Source organism: Bacillus sp. ISL-39 (assembly GCF_018613295.1).
In the GTDB taxonomy this organism is placed as follows: domain Bacteria; phylum Bacillota; class Bacilli; order Bacillales; family Cytobacillaceae; genus Mesobacillus.
On sequence record NZ_JAGGQM010000012.1, the window covers coordinates 1 to 20,135 of the forward strand.

Genomic DNA, 20,135 nt, shown 5'->3' on the forward strand with positions numbered 1-20,135 from the left:
ATGGTCTTTATCCCTCTTTTATTGACCATCTCTCGCGCTTTTTCTGCTCTGGATGGTCTTTATACCTCTTCTATTGACCACCTCTTGCTCTTTTTCTGCTCTGGATGGTCTTTATACCTCTTCTATTGACCACCTCTTGCTCTTTTTCTGCTCTGGATGGTCTTTATACCTCTTATATGGACCACCTCTTGCTCTTTTTCTGCTCTGGATGGTCTTTATCCCTCTTCTATTGACCATCTCTCGCGCTTTTTCTGCTCTGCATGGTCTTTAAACCTAACCTTGTTCCTAACCTAATAGACTTTTACCTCTAGAGGGCTTATGAAACTAAAAAAGCACCAGCCTAAAAGGCCAGCACTCTCTCTCTTTCTATCAACCTACTTCACAAAAACATAAGGATTTCCGCCGAAGGCCTTACTCATTTCCTCAGTGATAACAACATTGGATGCCTGTGTAGCTGCAGCACCTGTTGTCTGTTTGTTTTCTCCGTTCCCATCATAGAACATTGGCTTTGCTTGCATTTCTAAATCCCCCTAAAATGGTTTTGTTGACATTAGTACGATGAGCACAACAGCTGCGACATGTGCGATGCCGTTCAGCTTGGCAGCTTTTTTTTCCAGCTGATGATACTCGGCTGGCAGTTCGCCGTCACCGCTGTTCATCACGATGTCGACTTGCTGTTCGATTGTTTTGGGTAACATTGCTGCGACGACAGGCTGAATCAGTACGTATATAATCAAGGAACCGATGAACCATCCCTGCGACCATAGCACCGGATTGACGATTGCCATCAAAATTCCGCTGGCTAACAAAGTAAGCGATCCTACCTTTGCAAACATCTCTATTTTCTTATTAATCTCAAAACAAACTTTTGCGTTCGTTACTGACTTAGCACCAAACTTGGCGACCACAGGCATTCCAAAGCTCGCTCCTAAACCAACAACGGCGGCGATTACATGAACTAAAACCAACCACCCATATAAAGTCATCCTTATTCCTCCTAGAACTTTTTACCTATATATTTACATCATAAATATTACCTTCTTCGTGAAAAGATTCCTATTTTTCCAACTTGTTTATAGTGTTTTTTCACCACCACCAAACAGAAAAAAGGAAGCATGAACGAATATCCATGCCCCCTCTCACTCACTCCCCGGCGCTCAACCACATCTCCATTGCCAGCTCGAGTTCTTCATTCAGTTGCTGTTTCCTGCTATACAGCTTATCAAGCTGCTCATAATCCTGGTTAATCCCCATCACTAAATCAAGCTCTGTGATTTCCTTTTCCAGGCCTTCTATTTTCCTTAAAAACTTTGCGGAAGGTTTCGGTTGCGACTGTTCCGCCATCTTCTTCTCCTTGAAAACAGGCACCGATTCGATCACCTTTTTCGCGGCCTTCTCCCTTTTATAATCATCATAATTCCCCTCATAGCTCTTCAAGCCAAAGTCCTCAACCGCAATCACCCGCTCGCCGATTTTATTGATAAAATAGCGGTCATGTGAAATGAAGAATATGGTGCCTTTAAAATCTTCCAGGGCTGCCTCAAGTGTCTCAATCGAATCGATATCCAGATGGTTCGTCGGCTCATCCAAAATCAGCAAGTTGATATCCTGGAACATCAGCATCGCGAGCTTCAGCCTGATTCGCTCGCCCCCGGACAGAAACTTCACTTTCTTGAAGACACTCTTTTTGTAAAACATAAACTTCGCGAGATACTCGCGTGCTTTTCCCTCCACAATCGAGATATCCTCACGGAAGCACTCAAACACCGTCAGTTCTTCATTTTTAAAAGCAATCTTCTGAGGCAGATAAGCGGCCATCACATTCGCTCCTAACTCGACCACACCAGCATCCGGCTGCTCTTCCCCGAGAAGCATCTTCAGGAATGTCGTCTTGCCGCTGCCATTCGGGCCCACAAGGCCGACCCGCTCGCCATAATGAATCATCAAATCAGCGCCATCAAAAATCACCTTATCTTCATAGCGCTTAGAAACACCAACCGCCTTGATCGTTTCATTACCAGACCGCACCGCATCGTTAAAACTCAAACGCATATTCCTCCGCTCAAAAATCGGCTTATCAATGCGATCCAGCTTGTCGAGCTTCTTCTGGATGCTGGCCGCCCGTCTGAAGAACTTATTATTGTCCGCCCGCAGCGCCCAGTCGCGCAGGCTCGTCACCTGCTTCTCCATGTTATTGACCTTCTTTTGCTGCTCGCGGAACTGCTCATACTGCACCCGCATATTTTCTTCCTTTTGGCTGATAAAAGCGGAATAGTTCCCTCTGTAGCTGATTGTCTCCATGTCTTCAATCTCGACAATTTTATTGACGACATTATCGAGGAAATAGCGGTCATGCGAAACAATCAGCACGATTCCCTTATAATTTTTCAAAAACCCTTCCAGCCATTCGATCGACTCCATATCGAGGTGATTCGTCGGCTCATCGAGCAGCAGGATATCCGGCTGGTGGATCAGGATTTTCCCGAGACCTGCCGTCGTCTTCTCCCCGCCGCTCAGCAAATCGAATTCCCTCTGTAAAAAAGTTTCGGTAAACTTAAGCCCGGTGCAAACCTTGCTTAGCTTCTCCTCCTGTTCATATCCGCCCTTTGCTTCATATAGATTCACCAAGTCACTATATTTATTGAGCGCTTTTTCCAAAGCCGTACCCACTAAAACCTGCATCTGAGTCTCGATTTCACACATCTGTTTTTCAACGGCATGAACCTCTTCAAAAGCCATATTCAGCACATCGATCACTTTCAGGCCGGCCGCATACGAAGGCAACTGCTCCAAATAAGCGAACGACGCTCCACGCGGCCTGTGAATCAAACCTTCATCATATCCAGGACTCGAGGTCTGTGGGTAGCCAGGATAATAATGCATGTGCTCAATCCCCGCAATCACTTTAAGAATCGTGCTTTTCCCGCTGCCATTCGCTCCGACGATCCCGATCTTATCCCCTTCAAAAGCTTCCAATGTAAAACTGTTCACGACCAGCGTCGCTTCCATATATTTTTTAATTCCATGCACTTTTAGTTCTAACATACAAATTCCTTCTTTCATCCATAATGAAGCTACGCTTTTTATGGACAGCACAAAGAAGAACTTATTTACTATTTAATTTTTCCAACAAAAAAAGACTGCAGAATCCCCTACAGTCTTGAATCAACATTTTCAGCAAGCCTAAATAAGCCCATGCCAAAAAATCCGTATCACGATTCAGTAAAGTAAGTTTTCTTCTAATTGCTGCGATTCCATAAAGAGCATAGCGAAATAAACCTATGCATATAGGCTTTCTACACTCTGTACAAAATCCTTATTAATAAAATTAATAATTAGCAATTAGATGTTGGTTCCATAAACTTACTTTCCCTCCTCAACCATTTGCTTCATTATCTCAACTTTACATTAATTTGTAAATATTTCTGGATAATTTTTCATGATTCTTCTTCCTCCAGGACAAGCATAGGATGGTAAAAAACTTGTTCACCAGAAAGGGTTCCGTGCCATGATTCCGTTTCGTGCCAAGCTCACTGCTTCTTTTTATGCCTTATTATCCATCAGTTTTTGGGGCGTTTCCTTTGTTTCTGCAAAGGCTGTACTAGGAAAGCTCGACCCGTACTCCCTATTGGTGCTTCGCTTCGGCATCGGGGCTTTGTTTTTATTGATGATTTTACTGCTAAGTCGTTATCGTTTGCGGATTTCGATTCGATACATACCTCATTTGGTTATCCTCGGAATACTGGGTGTGTTTATTCACCAGGTCCTGCAGGCAACGGCCTTGTTAACGATCAATGCCTCATCTGCCGGATGGCTGATCTCGTTCTCTCCAATTTTCACCGTCATCCTTTCAGTTCTGTTTTTACATGAAAAGATGGATGTGAAAAAAGCGATTGGAATGGTGGTTGCCATAACAGGCGTCTTTCTTGTCACTACCACCCGCAGCGGGCATTCCTTCGAGTTCGCGCTGAACATCGGCTTCATCCTGATGATCCTGAGCACACTGAACTGGGCGGTCTATTCCATCCTGTTAAAAAGGCTGCAAATCCCGTATCCCGCTCTCCTGGTGACATTTTATATGAGCTTGATCGGCTTTGTGCTCACTCTCCCTTTTATCATCCGCAATAAAGGCTGGGAATCCCTGCCCTTGCTGACACAGACAGAGTGGGCACATCTTTTGTTCCTTGCGATATTCGTGTCTGGAATTGGGTATTGGTATTGGGGAAAGGCATTGGAGGTATTGGATGCCTCAAAGGTATCAATGTTCCTGTACCTTGAGCCATTGGCTACCCTGATTGCTGCTATCTTTCTTTTGCATGAAAAAATTATCCTCATAAGTGCCATTGGCGGAATCATAATTATTATAGGAGTGGCCATTGTCAATGGAGGTCTTGCGCGCTTACTGGCGCATACCATTTTTAAAAAATGAAGAAGGTGGGAATGCACATGACTTTGAATCCTCAGGCTAAAAATGTGTTGGATTCATTAAAAAATCCTTCCCGGCATGAGATGAGGGAAGCGCTGGCGGAACTCAATATGTCTGCAGTTGATTTGGAGCAGGTACTCCAATCACCCTCCGGAAAGCCTTATTACCGGAAACTCCTGTACAAAAGTGAGGATGTCGAGCTGCTTGTGATGAACTGGTCGGATTTAGAATGCGCCCCTCATGATCACGGAGACTCCCATGGCTGGATACACGTCCTTAATGGGACTTCCGTTAATTCAGTTTATGAGGTCAATGGAACCAGCCTGCCCAATGAACTATTCAAGGAGTACTATCACCAAGGACAACTGTTTTTTGCGCCTATAAAAGGTGTCCATAAAATGCAGGCAGACGGTACAGAGGGGCTCGTCACTCTCCACCTCTATTCACCGCCAATCAGCGGGATGAAAGTCTACGATTTAGAAAAGTGTGCAGCCTGTGTCGTTTCCGATGATTGCGGAGCCTGGTGGCCTGATGAACAGCGTCAGAAAATCAAAGAAATCCAGCTAAAAAAAGAAGCATAGGGCCTTTTGACCTTATGCTTCACTTCCCCGTGCTTCCCTAATCCCTGTACTTCAAGGTCAATCCTTTCAGGAAATTGCGCGCGAACTTATCGCCGCATTCACGGTAATTCTTATGTCCTTCTTTTCTCAAAATCGCCCCAAGCTCCCCTTTAGAAACACGGACTCCAGCAAGGTCAAAAATCTCCAGCATGTCCTCGCTCGTCAGCGAAAGAGCGATTTTAACCTTTTTCAAAAGCTGGTTATTCACACTTTCCCCAGTCAGTGGCGGAGTGCCAGTCTCTCCGGGACGCTTTCCTCTTTTAAAAGTAACCATACCATTCAAGAACTGCTCCATCATTGCATTATTGATTCTTATGTAGTCCTCCGGTACATCTTCTTCCCCATATTCATCTTCATCAATTTTCTGCAGCATCATGCGGACATCGTCCTTCGCCACGTTCATGCCGCCAAGCTTGAATATCTCTACCATATCAGTATCTTTGATATCCAATGCATACCGCAAACGGATCACTATATCATTGTTAAGCATGAAAAAGCCTCCTATAACCGAAACAATTTTAACCAGACTCTATTGTAGCATATGCTAAGCCTGCATTAAAAATAAGGCGGGGAACGCTACTTCCTCTTAAGCAGGAAGCTTCTGCGTACTGGCTGTCCAGCTGCCATAAATAATCGAAAACATCATGACAGACGTTCAGATAAACATATAAAGCTATATTAAATTTTGGCTGGCCCGCAAATAGGTTACGCTCGATATTCGCGGGCATATTAGTACCGATTCCTTTTGGAAAAGTATAAATGTCTATTTTAGCCCGGTTTAAACGAAACCATTTGATTCATACTACAATTGAACTACAGAGGAGGTTGTTTTAATGACTCAGGAAAGAAGAGTAGCGGAGGAATTGCAAAGGATGATGACCGCTAACCAGGTGCCGGTATCAGCCCAGGAAGACATAAACGAAATTTCGGACAGCCTGGCTAGTGGTTCTATCAAACTGCAGGAATTGGAAAACAGGGACCCTTTCGTTGTCGATATTATCCATAGGGCGGCAGCACAAGCGGAAATAGGACAGTGAGTCAGCTCTCACAATTAAAGGAGGGCTGACCAACATCCCTCCTTTACAAAGCTATTTATTACTAAATCGAATGCTGGATCTGCCAGCCTATTTCGTCTCTCTATGCAGAGTGTATCTCTTTAAGCGCGGGCAATACTTTTTTAATTCAATCCGATCCGGATTATTCCTTTTATTTTTAGTAGTAATGTAATTTCTGTCTCCTGTTTCCGTACATGCTAGCGTAATTTTGACTCTCATCTTTCTTTCCTCCTGATTTTATTCTTTCTTTTATACATTGTGAACGATTCTTTCGGCTGCCTGGCGTGCACCGGAGATATTCCGGGCAATAGGACCAATCTCCAGTTCGGCAAGAGATCCGATTACGTATAAATGAGGGCACCATTCAAGTGCTGGACTGACTATTGGATAACCACACCGGGCACATGGGAGGTCAAACTTTTCTATCACCTTGTCCAGCCAACATCCGCCAGGGCGCCCGGGCTTGAACCCTGTTGCCAAAACGATTGATTTTACGTTCACCTCTTGCTGATCAAGTTTAAGGAGGATTTCTCCATCGCCTTTTTTACTTGCTGAGTTTACTTCCCCATCCGCTACCTTAATCTTTTGTTCATTTTCAAGTTTCTTTAGCTTCTGGAACAGTTCTGTAGTCAGCGATCCTCTATTCCTGGCACTTATGATGACATCCCTGCGTTTTTCATAATCGTTGATCTGACGAAAGGCAGTTTGTCTCTTTGGACCCAGCCATCCCGGGTCGCTGTCAAAATCAAAAACTCTGAAGGGATGCCTTTTGATTAGAGTGACCCCTCCCGGATACATAGCAGCCAGCTTGATTGTAAGATGGGCAGATGTAATTCCTCCTCCTACCACAGCTATTGGGGGCTTCAGGTTTTGGATACTGGCAGTTTTTTCGAAGATATGAAACACCTGGTTTGATTCTTCATGAAGTGAGTCTGCCCATTCAGGAATAAACAACCGGTCGTTTACGCTTAATGCCAATACAATATTCCTGCCGGCGATGCTTTTACCGTTTAATGTATGGACACGCCAATGGTCCTTCTCTTTATCGATGCCATTGACAAAGCCCTGATGCCAGGATTTTTCCAAAGCTGTCTCTTGAAAGAGATGATGAGTGTGTTCGTTAAATATCTTCAGCGAGGGACGCTTGTATTGACCGTAAAACTCGTTATCCTTAAGCTTCTTTTTCTTTGTAAAACTGATTAAACTGAACGGATCGGCATCAAGGTGATGGACGAATGGAGAACGAAGAAACTTCATACCAATTAACCCAGTATTTCTCGTCCATTTGGATAAAGGTTTTTCATGCGGGTCAATGATACAGAGATTGTCTGGTAAAACCTTTTTGTTTTTCAGCAAAAAGGTGGCGACCGTACATCCTTGTATGCCTCCACCTATAACAATCCATTCGTACACAGTGATACCCTCCTGCCATTTAAATCGAAATCATTACGATTTTCAGAACAAAAAAAATCATGAATGATCCTCATTAACCGCGAAATAAAAATATTTTATTTTGTCATTAACGATCTTTTTCCTTGAATTGACTTGTTCTGTTAGATCTAACCAAGTTAAATTCTCCAGTTTTTTCTCCAGCTGCTGATTGATAAAGTTTTCCGCCTCTCTCATTAACGTCATCAGCTGCCCGAAAGTTAAATTGAAATGCCTTGCTGCCTGTCTGTGAGGTGAATGCTTTACCAGGAGTGCCATGAATTCTTCTGACGTCTCAGCTTGCTGGGCCAGTTGATCCTCCAGATGAACAACATATTCATAGACCTTTCTTTGTTCTATTGGAAGAGATTGTAAAATATCTCTCGAGAGAATCTCCATTAAATGCGAATTCATCCGTCCACCTCACCTGACTTACATTCTATTTTTCCTTTAAATTATATCTCTTCATGAATCTTTCAGTTCGGCCCCCGCGGTCAGAGAACTTTTGGACGCCCGTATAAAATGGATGGGTATCAGAGCTTACTTCTACCTTAATAAGCGGGTAAGTGTTGCCATCTTGCCATTCGATGTTCTGGTTCGAAGTCTTTGTTGATCCTGTCAAAAACTTAAAGCCGCTGTTTGTATCCATGAATACTACTTTATGATAATCCGGATGGATGTTTTCCTTCATCGTAAATTCCTCCAATCTTTTTACCAGCTGGATTTTTTCACGCCCGGAATCTGGCCTTTATGGGCATATTCGCGAAAAGCAATACGCGACATTCTAAATTTACGGAGATATCCGCGCGGCCGTCCTGTCACTTCACAGCGATTTTTCAATCGGGTAGGTGCAGAATCACGCGGAAGCTTCCTCAGCGCTTCGTAATCGCCCTTTTCTTTCATTTCCCTGCGCAGGTCTGCATATTTCAACACCATCTCCTGGCGTTTTTTTTCTTTGGCAACCTTTGATTTCATGGCCAATTCACTCACCCCTTCCCTTAAAAGATAATCGTAATCATTACGATTTGCAAATAGCATACAAACATTTAAGCATAATTATTCGGTTATTGCAACACCAGATGATAAACAGTAGTAATTCGTTTCTGATCAGCTCTTACTCCGTTAAAAAAAAGTTATAGAGTCGATACGCCAATATATATGACTAGAATCGAAAAAAACAACCAAAATAATTAGAGCAGCAAGTATAGCTTAGTAATTTTTATTTTTATATTGATAAGTTTCTCATCATAAGGAAATCAGCCATCGGTTTTTTTGGCGAAAAACTGCCTGTACCTTCTTCAAATCCATAACGAGGTATTCATAATGAAAAAATGGTTCATTGTTATCGCGTATATCATTATATTGACAGCGGGTTTTTACAATAGAGAACTCATCCTTGGCTGGATCCAAACCAGTGACCCTTCCCAGCTTCCGCTGATGATGTTTTTTTCCGCTTTATTCGCTTCTATTCCCATTATTCCTTTTACGATATTTGCAGGATTAATGGGAGCAAAATACGGATTACTTCTGGGATTACTGATCAATTGGTTTGGGAGCGTCACGGCTGCTGTTGTTTACTTTTTCTTGGCACGTTCGGTTCTTAGGGAATATTTCCGCAGTTCTTTACACCGATTTTCCGGAATACAAAAATTTCAAACCATGCTGTTGAATAATGCGTTTATTTCCATTCTTTTTAGCCGGATGGTCGCAATCATCCCCCCGCTGGTCGTTAATGTATATTCAGGAATGGCCAACATTCCCTTAAGAACTTTCCTTACCGCAACTGCACTTGGAAAGCTGCCTCCTATGTTCATCTTTGCCTATGCTGGAGAGCAGGTTTTCTATTCCATAAAGAACCTTGCCCTTGGACTTTTTTTCTACCTGCTTTTCCTGCTCTCTGTCCTTTTCATTTACCGGGCATGGTCTCTTCGCTACGCTCGCCTTGAGTAAAGTCAAGTACCTTTTCTACTAAAAAAAGATAAAGATGATCCCCAAGCTTCCCTTCTGCTGAGCAGCATCTTAGCTGCCACTTGCTGCAGGTATGGCAAAAGGCGGAAGTTCATCAGGGAACTGGTTCCAATCCATCATCATTTCTTTTGCAGTCAGCAGGCACAGATCCAATTTACCTATGATTTCATGCACATCCATCTTCACACCAATAAAAACCAGCTCCGTCATCCTATCTCCGAATTCAATATCCCACTTTGCCAATAATTCAGGCTCTTCCTTAAGGATTTGTTTTTTCTCATCCTCCGGGTAAGCGTCTATCCACTCTCCGGCAGCCTCCAGCATGATGGAAGGTCCAGCTTGTGATATTAACCCCGCGATATCATTGCGAGTTGCCAGCCAGAAGAAGCCTTTTGCCCTTACGATATCCTCAGGCCACTCCTCAAGCCACTTCATCCATCTCGCAGGATGGAATGGACGCTTTCTACTGTAAACAAAGGAAGAAATTCCAAATTCCTCCGTCTCAGGGATATGTTCTTCATTTAGTTCCTTTATCCATCCTGCTCCCTGGCTGGCCTCTTCAAAATTGAACTTTCCAGTATTCAGCACATTCTCCATTCTTACCCTTGAGTGACTAGATTCGATGATTCTTGCCCCCGGATTCAACTTTTGCAGTACTGCCTTCAACTCAAGGTAGACATCAGCATCGACTAGGTCCTTTTTGTTTAAAAGGATGACGTTGGCAAACTCGATCTGATCAATTAATAAGTCGACGACCTCACGTGTATCATTCTCATCCGTACCTTCCTTTCTGTCCAGAAGGCTCTCTCCGGAAGAGAAGTCATGCCAAAACCTGTTTGCATCCACAACTGTTACCATAGTGTCGAGTTGACACCACTCTGTTAAATTGATCCCCAACCCCTCATCCACATATGTAAATGTCTGGGCAACCGGAATCGGTTCTGAAATCCCCGACGATTCAATAACGATATAGTCAACGTCTCTAGCTTTCGCCAGACGCTCCACCTCAATCATAAGATCCTCTCTTAGAGTACAGCAAATGCAGCCGTTTTGAAGCTCGATCAGTTTTTCCTCGGTTTTTGAAAAGCCTCCATTCTTAATCAAGGCAGCGTCTATATTCACTTCACTCATATCATTAACAATGACCGCAATTTTTTTATTTTCACGATTGTTCAATATATGATTCAATAATGTGGTCTTGCCTGAACCAAGGTATCCACTCAGCACAGTAACAGGTATTTTCCTCTTCATTTCTACACCTCTTTATTTATTTTCTTTTTTTCTCATACACGCCTTCCATCCGGCATACTATTCTATTAAACAACATTAATCGTAATCATTACGATTAAGGTTAGATATTAATCGCTACTCTCTAGCTTGTCAATTATTTTAAAAAGCAAATACTTAACTGGTCATCCTCTCTTTAGGAGCATATCAGACTCTATTCAAGGGAAATTAAATCGGAATGATTCCTAAAATCATTTACAAATACACCTTTCTGTTTTACACTTTAAATCGGAATCATTTCGATTAATGAAAATACCGTTCAAGGAGATTACTATGAAAATTACTAAACTGTCAATTGGTTTACTGTTATTAGCGGGTTTGACGCTAGCTGGCTGTTCTTCCAGCACGGAATCAGCCAACAAAAATAATTCAGAAGCTGCTAAGCTGACGGTCTATACAACCATCTACCCTCTTCAGGATTTTGCGAAAAAAATCGGCGGGGAATTCGTGGAAGTGGAAAGCATCTATCCACCGAATGTAGACGCCCATAGCTTCGAACCAAGCACGAAGGATATGATGAAGCTTGCTGAAGCTGATTTATTCATTTATTCCGGTGCCGGAATTGAAGGATTTGCGGAAAAAGCGGAGCAAGCCTTGAAAAAAGAAAAGGTAATGATGGTAAAAGCAGCAGTAAATGCAGAAATGATTGAGTCTTCTCATGATCATTCCCATGAAGGGGAAGATGCTCATTCCGAAGAAGAGCACCATGACGAGGAAGCTGCTCATTCTGAAGATGAGCACCATGACGAGGAAGCTGCCCACTCTGAAGAAGAACACCACAACGAGGAAGCTGCCCACTCTGAAGAAGAACACCACAACGAGGAAGCTGCCCACTCTGAAGAAGAACACCACGACGAAGAAGCCGCCCACTCTGATGAAGAGCACCATGACGAAGAAGCAGCTCACTCTGATGAAGAACAACACGAAGAAGAAAGCACTCACTCGGACGAGGAGCATCGTGATAACAACCTAGATCCACATGTTTGGCTTGATCCAATCCGTTCTATCAAGCTGGCATCGACTATCAGAGATTCCTTGATTGAGCTTATGCCTGATCGTGAACAGGACTTTGAACAGAATTTCGCACAACTTGAGAAAGAATTAAAGGAATTGGACAATGAGTTCAGGAGTGTGACTGAAAAGGCGGAAAACAAACATCTGCTTGTTGCCCATGAAGCGTATGGATACTGGTCTAATAGATATGGAATCATCCAGATTGCTGTCAATGGACTTTCGCCTACACAGGAGCCTTCACAAAGAGAATTGACAAAGTTAATTGAAGAGGCAAAAGAACATGATTTGAAATACATTGCCTTTGAACAGAATGTTTCGTCACGCGTGGCAGAAATGATTCAAAGAGAAATCGGTGCCGAGACAGTTACCTTGTATAACCTTGAGTCCATTTCAGCTGAGGATCTGAAGAATCAAGAGGATTATTTCAGCCTGATGCGGAAAAATCTTCGGACGCTGGAAAAAGTGTTAAATTGATAGTTTTTTTACTAGATTGTGTATATTTTCTTAAATAAAATAGTACAATCTATTAAAAGTAACCAGGAGGAGAAAATGATTCGATTAATCCGGTCTAATTTATTGGACATTACAGGTATTGCTGTCATTCTGGCGTTTCTCATGCTGCTAAGCCTGGGGATGGGGTTTCAGAGTAAGCTGGAAATCCCCTCTTCCATACTGAATCTGAATACGATATTTCTCAGTATTTTAATAGAAGCCTTCCCGTTTGTTCTGATTGGGGTGCTGATTGCGGGAATGATTCAGATTTTCGTCACCGAGGAGCATATAAGCAGGTGGATTCCTAAGAACAAATATTTGGCGATTGTCATGAGCTGCAGTGTTGGTGCTCTTTTTCCAGCCTGCGAATGCGGAATCGTGCCAATCATCCGCAGGTTAGTTGGCAAAGGGGTCCCGATAGCCGCTGCTATTGGTTTTATGTTGACAGGTCCCCTCATCAATCCGATTGTCATTGCGTCTACTTATATGGCTTTTGGCAACGATTTTAAAATCGCTGCGCTTCGAATGGGGTTGGGATTTGCCATCACGATCATTGTTGCCTTCATGGTTGGAATGGTTTTCAAAGGAACGCAGTTCAAAAAGAGCACCTCCTTGCACGTCCATAGCCATTCTGGAAAACAGTCCTTCCTCGAAAAATTCTGGTCCATGCTCCAGCATTCAATTGATGAGTTTTTCGACATGGCCAAGTATCTAATCATCGGTGCATTCCTGGCAGCTCTGGTTCAGACCTATATGCCGGCGAAAACTTTACTGGAAATTGGCAGCGGTGCTGCATCCTCACTGGCTGTCATGATGGGACTAGCGTTCTTCCTGTCTCTTTGCTCTGAGGCAGATGCCTTCATTGGGGCTTCCTTCAGCAGCATCTTCCCTTCAACCTCAATCCTAGGTTTCTTGATTTTCGGGCCGATGATTGACTTGAAAAATACGCTGATCATGATGAGTGTGTTCCGGTTTAAATTTGTCATGACCGTTCTTGCGCTCGTCGCCGGGACTGTATTCACTATTCTCATGCTGTTTGGCGGCATGCTATAGGAGGTCTTGTCCATGCAATTCCATGCACAGCAGGCGGCAAGGTCCCTGATTCTGCTCGGATTTTCCGTCTTGATTTATATGCTGCATTTTACTGGTAAGATTTATTTATTCATTAATCCAAAGTATTTGCTTTTAAGCCAGGCAGCCGCGTTCCTCTTTTTGCTGCTGTTCTTCATCCAGATTACACGAGTCTGGACAATAGAAGGGAAACATGATCATGACTCCTGCAGCCATGGAAGTGAATGCTGCTCGCACGATGAGCATCATGACCATTTTCATGACCATGGTACAACACCTTTTTCACTAAAAAAATTGTTGTCCTATTCCATCATCGTACTGCCCTTACTGACAGGCTTTTTCCTGCCGGCAAAGGTCCTTGACTCCTCGATCGCCGATAAAAAGGGCGCGATGCTGTCAATCGCTGGATCAAGCAAAAGCGGGAAGAGCAGCCAGGCAGCGAGTGAAACGACCGAACAGGCAGATAGCGAGGGAACTGGCGAAGCTGGCCAACCATCTGAAGAGAGCGATTATCAGAGTGATGAAAGTGCTGACATACCCGAAGGCACCGAAACTGCCACAGGATACGAAAATCAAATGACAGATGAACAATACAATAAAAAGATGAAAGTGCTGGAGACAGGATCTCCCATCATTTTTAATGACAGTATTTATTCATCCTATTATGAAGCAATCAGCTCAAACATCGATAAATTTCAGGGGCGGAAGGTTAGCCTCTATGGATTCGTTTATAAAGAGGAAGGCTTTGCACAAGACCAACTGGTCGTATCACGGTTCCTTGTCACCCACTGTGTTGCAGATGCCAGCATCATCGGATTTTTATCCGAATTTCCTGACGCAGCTGCTATCGAGAAGGATACTTGGATCAAAATAGAGGGCGTCATCGAAACAGGGTCCTACATGGACACCCCTATCCCGCTTGTGAAAGTCTCTAAGTGGGAGAAAGCCGAAGAACCAGAAGTTCCATATTTATACCCCGTCAGCATTCAAAGAAATTAGATATACAAAAACAGCTTACCAAGCCTTGATTCTAGAACTAGAATCAAGGCTTGTTTGATGTATTAAACAGTCAGCAAATTAACAGAAGTTTATCCAATCGATAAAACTTAAAATCAGCTGGCTATCTTGCAAAGTGGTCGAGATAATTTAATTTTCGCCAATAAAGATTAATACGGTACCACGGAGACTTACTCCGGTCCAACCCCATGCTTCCCCACCCATCATGCTTCTGCCAGGCGGTATGCTGTGCTCCGTCCCATTTCGAAATCGACCGTTGTAAATTCAGTGATGAAAATCCAGTACTACCTTTGGCGCTCTCCTGATAATAACGGATTTGCTGCACCGTCATTTCTCCAATCGCACTGGCCAATCCGGTGTCCCATCGCGGGCATAACAATCTTATTCTTAAGTGCTAAACTGTCTATTTTCTATTAAATCACAATGCAAAAGGATGAAGGTTTTGATAGCCTGATTCACCTCGTAGGCTAAATCCTCTCCCCCATTTCCTCCACAAAGAAGGGATTCTTATAAGGTTAAACCCCTACAGGTAATGACTTTTATCACCCTCTGTCAAAAAATGTTCAAGACTTTTTGACAGAATTGTGAGGGTGTTCTCAGATGTGAGGTTCGTCACAACTGATGTGTGATATAAATGGTTTATTAATCTTGTAAACACTCAAAAATATTTGGAGGAATTAAAATGGCTCGCATAAATAAATGGAATCCTGAAGACGATGGTTTTTGGCAATCCGAGGGTAAAAAGCATGCCCAGCGGAACTTATGGATCTCTGTTCCTTCCTTGATGCTCGCGTTCATAGTCTGGCAGATTTGGTCTGTAGTCGCAATTCGCTTGAATGATATTGGCTTTAGTTTTACTGATCAGCAGCTTTTCACATTGGCAGCAATGCCTGGTCTTGTTGGTGCAACTTTACGCTTTGTGTATACTTTTGGCGTTGGAATGATGGGTGGCCGTAACTGGACGGTCCTGTCAACAGCAGTCCTAGCGATTCCAGCAATCGGAATTGGTTTCGCTGTCCAGAATCCTGACACACCATATTCTGTCATGCTTTTACTAGCAGCACTTTCTGGCTTGGGTGGCGGTAACTTCTCTAGTTCATCATCCAACATCAGCTTCTTCTTTCCGAAAAAAGCACGTGGAACCGCGCTTGGCATTAATGGCGGTTTAGGTAACATGGGTGTATCAGTCGTACAATTCGTAACACCATTGATCATTACAACTGGAACTTTCGCTTTTATCTCTGGCGATGGGCAGACATTGTCTAACGGCCAGGAAGTATTCCTGCAAAACGCAGCATTCATCTGGCTTGTACCAATCGCGATTGTTACGATCGCAGCATGGTTCGGCATGGATAACCTGCCTGGAACAAAGCAATCATTCTCTGACCAATTCGTCATTGTAAAAAGAAAACACACTTGGATCATGACATGGCTTTACGTTGCAACATTCGGTTCATTCATTGGATACTCAGCGGCATTCCCGCTATTATTGAAATCACAATTCCCAGAATATATCTCTTTGGCATTCTTAGGTGCTTTCCTTGCTGCTGCATCGCGTCCTGTCGGCGGATGGCTGGCTGATAAAATGGGTGGTGCCAAGCTGACATCAATCGTCCTGGTTGTGATGATGGCGGGTGCTGGAAGTGTCATTTACTTCCTTGGCACTAAGCAATTCGGCGGCTTCCTGGCATCATTCTTGATCCTTTTCATTGCTGCCGGAATCGGTTCTGGTTCAACATTCCAGATGATCCCTGGAATCTTCGTACCGAAAGAAGCTGCACCAGTACTAGGTTTCACCGCAGCCTTCGCAGCTTACGGATCTTTCCTGATTCCAAAGCTGTTCGGATGGTCCGTCAATATCTCAGGTGGTTATGAGCCAGCATTTTTCATCTTCATCGGCTTCTATGTCCTGTCGATCATCTTAAACTGGTATTACTACCAGAGAAAGACTTCAGAAGCAACAAGTACACAGAAAAAGGCAGCAACCACAGCCTAGTAGTGCACAAACAAAAAGCCTTATCCGTTTTTAAAAAACGGGTAAGGCTTTTTATAACGGTTTCGACTTAAGGTACAAAATTCAAATTAACAGTTCTAGCCGCAAAGAATTCCCTACTTAAATAGCAGCATTTACTGAGTAGATTAGCATAGAAAAATCCTTGGAGCGTTGTGTTTCTAAGGATTTTTTTGTGCATTATTTTCTTTAACATTAGCACCCGTTAGTTTAAGTGAATCATTTCACAAACTAAGTTGATATAATAATTAATCGGTTTATACATTACAGGAATGCTACCCCGTTAGTGGCATAAGATTAGACCGTCCATAAAATATCTAACTACCAAGGAACTACCATAAGTTTTGGCCATTTCTCTTGCCATTTTTGTACTTTATTTTCATAAATTTCTCTAGTTATCATCCGTTTATTCGGTCTCACTACCAATGAAAATAAATCGTCCAAATCATAAGGTGCATAAATTTTAAATGCCCCATCTTCTTCTTGTCTTACTCCTAGAGCAGTTGCAGTGGTTGGCCAACTATCTATTGCTTCTTCAAGAGATTGGTGTGGTTCTATGGGAAAACCAAACTTATTCTCATACCAAAGATGGACTCTCGCCTGATTTTTCACATCTAGCTTAAATTGAAAATCTCCGAGTAGATTTAATAATTTTCCCTTGAGTTTCTTCTCGCTCTCGGAGGTTATATCTTCAGGTGCATAATAAACTATATCAACGTCAGAAATACCATATACAAGTGGATAGCCGCAGATGTCATTCCAAACCGTGTTAGTGATACAGCCTGCTCCAACATAATATTGAAATGGGAGATTTAAATCTTTAAGAACCTTAATAACTCTCATTAATGGTTCATTTTTTGATATGGTCTCTACTAATAAATCTCCATATTCTTTCATATTTACCTCCTAAATATAGAGCTTGTACTTACTTTCCTATTCACAATAAGTAATTCAATAGAAATAGGCATTAATCCTTCTTCCACTAACCTGCATCGTTCAATAAGGAATTCAACAAAAACTATCATAGTCTATTAAAAACCTCTGAAGATTATTTAAAATTACCTGGGATTTTAACGAGAACATAATCTCCAGTCCACATTTGAGTGGTGGCAATTAATCTCCTTCCGTCTTTTTCAAAGAACAGACCAGCACCATCTTTTTCTTTAAATTCCCATCCATATGAACCAATCATTTGTTTTATATTTTCATCAGCAATCGATATACCTTTGTTCTCACTACTTGTGATATACCAAATAGAATTGCCTTCTACTGCAATTTCTGCTATTTTACTTTCCGATTCTTTTAGTATATCAATTGCTTCTTTTGCTGATAAATTCTCTATTGGAAGAGAGGGATAGTATAATTTATTTACAAATATAAACACAGCTAAAATAACTATTGCTATACCTAGAATAAATCCAACCTTTTTCATCTAGTTACCCCCTTATCGGCTTCAAACCAAGGTATTTTATAGATCCGTTCTTCAACTACCCTGCTTCGTTAGTACAATTACAGATACAAACCAATACATAATATTATTTTGTTGCTCTCATAAATCCTCTAACCAAGATTCCCAAAAGCTTATCTCAATTTGGTCATTTTCCTGGGCTATGCTTTTTAAAACTTGTTTTCGCTCCTCAGAAGTTATTGGATTCTTTTCTAATTCCACAGGATTTTCACGACTAACTGCTAATTTACTTATTAAACTCAAAACCCTATCAAACTTTTTAAGCGATGCAGCAATTTTGTATGCCTCCCAATTCCCTTGTCCATGAAAAGCGCTGTAAACAGGGAACTGCTCATCTTCAGTATCGATAAAAATAGGATCACCTGTTTCATCCTCGTTTCCAATAACTAACCATGAAGAACGCCAGTCCCCTTCTCCCATACCTGATAGAGGTTGTCCGTCATAGTCAATGCAGTATCCAAGTTGTGCCTCATTTAAATCCTGGGAAGGAAATATTATAACCGTTCGATAGCCAAGAGAAACCTCTTTAAATTGAATAGAATTTATTGTGTCTAGTAGATTTTCATCCATATAACCAACTCTTTCTGTTTATTCGTTATTCAACTATCCTGCCCCGTTTGTTCAATAAGTAGTTCAACAAAAAAGGGGTTAATCCTTCCTGGATCAACGCTCCCGTTCAATATGAATGTATAATGATGGAGGACTATCAAACAGATAAATCGATAAACTCTAGTTCCATTTCTGCTTCTGCTTTCGAACGATAAACCGTAATTTTATCATAGAGTTTCAAGTTATCTTGCCAGGTTCCTATGTTACTCAAAAAATCTTCTCCGTTTTCAGAAATTATCAAGCACTCTAAATGGCTATTGATATAACAAATTGGTGCGTCACTTTTCAAATCACATTGTTGACCAATAGTTCCGATAAATCCACCTTTACTATCTTTTGCCATAATATCTACATATGGAACAGTATAAAATTCTAATTGTGGAATATCATCGTCAAATATAAATTGAATATCATAATTGCTAGCATATTTTTGGTACTCCTCATTTTTATGATAAACACTCATAGGAAAAATCGTTGTACCAGCTTGTATTACCTCAGTATCTTTTAAATTTAGATTTATGGCTCCGGTTAATTCTGTTCTATCTAGGTAAACTTTTCGCATCTCAACCTCCGTTTTATCTACCTTCATAGTAACTGCTCATTACTTTTGATTTCTTATTGAAGTAACCTGCCCCGTTTATCCAATAAGAACTTCAACAAAAAGGGCGTTAATCTTTCCGAATCAACGCCGATTACAAATCTCTATCTTTATTGAGCCATTCTTCATTATTCCATTCGGCAGACATTCCACCTAGATCGGGGAAATCAATTGTTGCATCATTTGATTGCACAAAGGCAAGTAGCTTAAGATTCTCTTCTTCAAGTAAAAATCTCCAAGCATTGGTTTGAATAATATCTAAAATTGTACGTGCAGCATAGTTGTCCGTATTAACAAACTTTTCATAGTTCCTAAATACTAATACGATACCAATACCTTCAGTAGTCATATCTGAAAGACAGTCATTAAATGCATCTAAATTTTTCCCATAATAATCTGGAAAATTTAAGACAGATGCCAAATCATTGTGATAATTTTGTGAGCTCCATTCAGAGCAATCTAATGTATAAATCTCAAACCCTTCGCTTGATATATCATTTACGAATTTATCTAATATTTCATTTCTCCAAAATAGCTTAACTGAGCCATTTAATAAAAGTTGTCTCCATAATTCCATTCCATCACCTCACCAGTTAAATTATGGTTGCATATTAAACATTACTGCCTCTTTAGCGCAATAAACAAAGGTAAAACTTTTATGACTTGGACTTGTTACTGAACCGGTTTATCCATCCATCTTCTGTATACAGTTCTCCAGCTAAACCGTCACTCATTTCCTTAATACTAACTGGTTTGTTACCGTTATTTATGGTTAAATCTATAGCTTCCTCTTGTTCTAATGTCCACAACAAATGATGTATGGTGGTATCAACAATTTTAGGAACAAGATCATTGATTAACTCACTTTGACCGCTCAAAGATATAAGGTTATGTACACTTTGACTTTCTTCACTCTTCATTTTTCCTTGGATGGTCATTTCCCATTGCTCAATTGCTTCTTCTCGAACATTCTTCATTAAGATTTCTCCAAATAAATCTAGGAACTTAGCAGTCATTTTTAAAACACCTCCTAGCCTAATCGCTATCTTGAGCTATGGCACCCTTGAACAG

The 20,135-nt window shown here is 41.7% G+C and carries 25 protein-coding genes; 8 read left to right on the top strand and 17 right to left on the bottom strand.

Features of this window, described 5'->3' with window-relative positions; all coding sequences use genetic code 11:
* Positions 1 to 374 precede the first annotated feature (374 nt).
* The 3 genes from J7E37_RS11435 to abc-f form a co-directional block, all read right to left on the bottom strand.
* Positions 375 to 518, bottom strand: a complete 144-nt coding sequence (locus tag J7E37_RS11435) for a hypothetical protein (RefSeq protein WP_215023967.1) — start codon at positions 516 to 518, stop codon at positions 375 to 377.
* 12 nt (positions 519 to 530) lie between these two features.
* Entirely contained in the window at positions 531 to 986 is a 456-nt protein-coding gene (locus J7E37_RS11440) for a DUF2269 family protein (RefSeq protein WP_215023970.1), read from the bottom strand.
* A gap of 157 nt (positions 987 to 1,143) precedes the next feature.
* Complete coding sequence (gene abc-f, locus J7E37_RS11445; protein ID WP_215023972.1) at positions 1,144 to 3,045, bottom strand: ribosomal protection-like ABC-F family protein; 1,902 nt, start codon at positions 3,043 to 3,045, stop codon at positions 1,144 to 1,146.
* Positions 3,046 to 3,508: 463 nt separating this feature from the next.
* Between abc-f and J7E37_RS11450 the strand changes: the two genes are divergently transcribed.
* Both J7E37_RS11450 and J7E37_RS11455 read left to right on the top strand, forming a co-directional pair.
* Positions 3,509 to 4,429 carry a DMT family transporter gene (locus J7E37_RS11450; protein ID WP_215023973.1) on the top strand — a complete coding sequence of 307 codons (921 nt, stop codon included), beginning with the start codon at positions 3,509 to 3,511 and terminating at the stop codon, positions 4,427 to 4,429.
* Between the two features lie 17 nt (positions 4,430 to 4,446).
* Positions 4,447 to 5,007 (top strand): cysteine dioxygenase, encoded by a 561-nt coding sequence (locus J7E37_RS11455; protein WP_215023975.1) that lies wholly within the window; start codon positions 4,447 to 4,449, stop codon positions 5,005 to 5,007.
* Positions 5,008 to 5,044: 37 nt separating this feature from the next.
* Here the strand turns inward: J7E37_RS11455 and J7E37_RS11460 are convergent, their stop codons facing one another.
* Complete coding sequence (locus J7E37_RS11460) at positions 5,045 to 5,536, bottom strand: YehS family protein (protein ID WP_215023977.1); 492 nt, start codon at positions 5,534 to 5,536, stop codon at positions 5,045 to 5,047.
* 343 nt (positions 5,537 to 5,879) lie between these two features.
* Here J7E37_RS11460 and J7E37_RS11465 point away from each other — a divergent pair, with 343 nt between their 5' ends.
* Positions 5,880 to 6,083, top strand: a complete 204-nt coding sequence (locus J7E37_RS11465) for a hypothetical protein (RefSeq protein WP_215023979.1) — start codon at positions 5,880 to 5,882, stop codon at positions 6,081 to 6,083.
* Between the two features lie 87 nt (positions 6,084 to 6,170).
* Here J7E37_RS11465 and rpmG read toward each other — a convergent pair whose 3' ends face one another.
* The 5 genes from rpmG to rpsN are packed head-to-tail and all read right to left on the bottom strand — an operon-like array spanning position 6,171 to position 8,510.
* Positions 6,171 to 6,320 (bottom strand): 50S ribosomal protein L33, encoded by a 150-nt coding sequence (gene rpmG / locus J7E37_RS11470; protein ID WP_079504591.1) that lies wholly within the window; start codon positions 6,318 to 6,320, stop codon positions 6,171 to 6,173.
* Between the two features lie 30 nt (positions 6,321 to 6,350).
* A complete protein-coding gene (locus J7E37_RS11475; protein WP_215023981.1) occupies positions 6,351 to 7,514 on the bottom strand; it encodes an FAD/NAD(P)-binding protein in 1,164 nt (387 codons plus the stop codon).
* A gap of 57 nt (positions 7,515 to 7,571) precedes the next feature.
* Positions 7,572 to 7,943: a hypothetical protein gene (locus J7E37_RS11480; protein WP_215023983.1), complete on the bottom strand. Its 372-nt coding sequence runs from the start codon at positions 7,941 to 7,943 to the stop codon at positions 7,572 to 7,574.
* Between the two features lie 25 nt (positions 7,944 to 7,968).
* Entirely contained in the window at positions 7,969 to 8,220 is a 252-nt protein-coding gene (locus J7E37_RS11485; protein WP_215023985.1) for a type B 50S ribosomal protein L31, read from the bottom strand.
* Between the two features lie 20 nt (positions 8,221 to 8,240).
* Positions 8,241 to 8,510 (bottom strand): 30S ribosomal protein S14, encoded by a 270-nt coding sequence (gene rpsN / locus J7E37_RS11490; protein WP_215023987.1) that lies wholly within the window; start codon positions 8,508 to 8,510, stop codon positions 8,241 to 8,243.
* A gap of 342 nt (positions 8,511 to 8,852) precedes the next feature.
* Between rpsN and J7E37_RS11495 the strand changes: the two genes are divergently transcribed.
* Complete coding sequence (locus tag J7E37_RS11495) at positions 8,853 to 9,479, top strand: TVP38/TMEM64 family protein (RefSeq protein ID WP_215023989.1); 627 nt, start codon at positions 8,853 to 8,855, stop codon at positions 9,477 to 9,479.
* A 69-nt stretch (positions 9,480 to 9,548) separates the two neighbouring features.
* On the opposite strand, the gene J7E37_RS11500 is transcribed toward J7E37_RS11495, so the two are convergent.
* Positions 9,549 to 10,748: a GTP-binding protein gene (locus J7E37_RS11500; RefSeq protein WP_215023991.1), complete on the bottom strand. Its 1,200-nt coding sequence runs from the start codon at positions 10,746 to 10,748 to the stop codon at positions 9,549 to 9,551.
* Between the two features lie 309 nt (positions 10,749 to 11,057).
* Here J7E37_RS11500 and J7E37_RS11505 point away from each other — a divergent pair, with 309 nt between their 5' ends.
* The 3 genes from J7E37_RS11505 (at position 11,058) to J7E37_RS11515 (ending at position 14,360) form a co-directional block, all read left to right on the top strand.
* A complete protein-coding gene (locus J7E37_RS11505) occupies positions 11,058 to 12,272 on the top strand; it encodes a metal ABC transporter solute-binding protein, Zn/Mn family (RefSeq protein ID WP_215023993.1) in 1,215 nt (404 codons plus the stop codon).
* A gap of 75 nt (positions 12,273 to 12,347) precedes the next feature.
* Positions 12,348 to 13,343: a permease gene (locus tag J7E37_RS11510; protein ID WP_215023995.1), complete on the top strand. Its 996-nt coding sequence runs from the start codon at positions 12,348 to 12,350 to the stop codon at positions 13,341 to 13,343.
* A 12-nt stretch (positions 13,344 to 13,355) separates the two neighbouring features.
* Positions 13,356 to 14,360 (top strand): TIGR03943 family putative permease subunit, encoded by a 1,005-nt coding sequence (locus J7E37_RS11515; protein ID WP_215023996.1) that lies wholly within the window; start codon positions 13,356 to 13,358, stop codon positions 14,358 to 14,360.
* Between the two features lie 121 nt (positions 14,361 to 14,481).
* Here J7E37_RS11515 and J7E37_RS11520 read toward each other — a convergent pair whose 3' ends face one another.
* A complete protein-coding gene (locus J7E37_RS11520) occupies positions 14,482 to 14,730 on the bottom strand; it encodes a hypothetical protein (protein WP_215023998.1) in 249 nt (82 codons plus the stop codon).
* 330 nt (positions 14,731 to 15,060) lie between these two features.
* Here J7E37_RS11520 and J7E37_RS11525 point away from each other — a divergent pair, with 330 nt between their 5' ends.
* The gene (locus J7E37_RS11525) at positions 15,061 to 16,374 is read left to right on the top strand and encodes an MFS transporter (protein WP_215024000.1); all 1,314 of its coding nucleotides are present in this window, start codon (positions 15,061 to 15,063) and stop codon (positions 16,372 to 16,374) included.
* Positions 16,375 to 16,710: 336 nt separating this feature from the next.
* Here the strand turns inward: J7E37_RS11525 and J7E37_RS11530 are convergent, their stop codons facing one another.
* The 6 genes from J7E37_RS11530 to J7E37_RS11555 form a co-directional block, all read right to left on the bottom strand.
* Entirely contained in the window at positions 16,711 to 17,286 is a 576-nt protein-coding gene (locus tag J7E37_RS11530) for a nucleotidyltransferase family protein (protein ID WP_215024002.1), read from the bottom strand.
* Between the two features lie 151 nt (positions 17,287 to 17,437).
* On the bottom strand, positions 17,438 to 17,821 hold the full coding sequence (locus J7E37_RS11535; RefSeq protein ID WP_215024004.1) for a hypothetical protein: 384 nt from the start codon (positions 17,819 to 17,821) through the stop codon (positions 17,438 to 17,440).
* A 117-nt stretch (positions 17,822 to 17,938) separates the two neighbouring features.
* Entirely contained in the window at positions 17,939 to 18,427 is a 489-nt protein-coding gene (locus J7E37_RS11540; protein ID WP_215024006.1) for a copper resistance protein, read from the bottom strand.
* Positions 18,428 to 18,563: 136 nt separating this feature from the next.
* Entirely contained in the window at positions 18,564 to 19,055 is a 492-nt protein-coding gene (locus tag J7E37_RS11545) for a hypothetical protein (protein ID WP_251009622.1), read from the bottom strand.
* A gap of 103 nt (positions 19,056 to 19,158) precedes the next feature.
* The gene (locus tag J7E37_RS11550) at positions 19,159 to 19,641 is read right to left on the bottom strand and encodes a barstar family protein (protein WP_215024008.1); all 483 of its coding nucleotides are present in this window, start codon (positions 19,639 to 19,641) and stop codon (positions 19,159 to 19,161) included.
* 79 nt (positions 19,642 to 19,720) lie between these two features.
* Positions 19,721 to 20,080: an epimerase gene (locus tag J7E37_RS11555; protein WP_215024010.1), complete on the bottom strand. Its 360-nt coding sequence runs from the start codon at positions 20,078 to 20,080 to the stop codon at positions 19,721 to 19,723.
* Positions 20,081 to 20,135 lie beyond the last annotated feature (55 nt).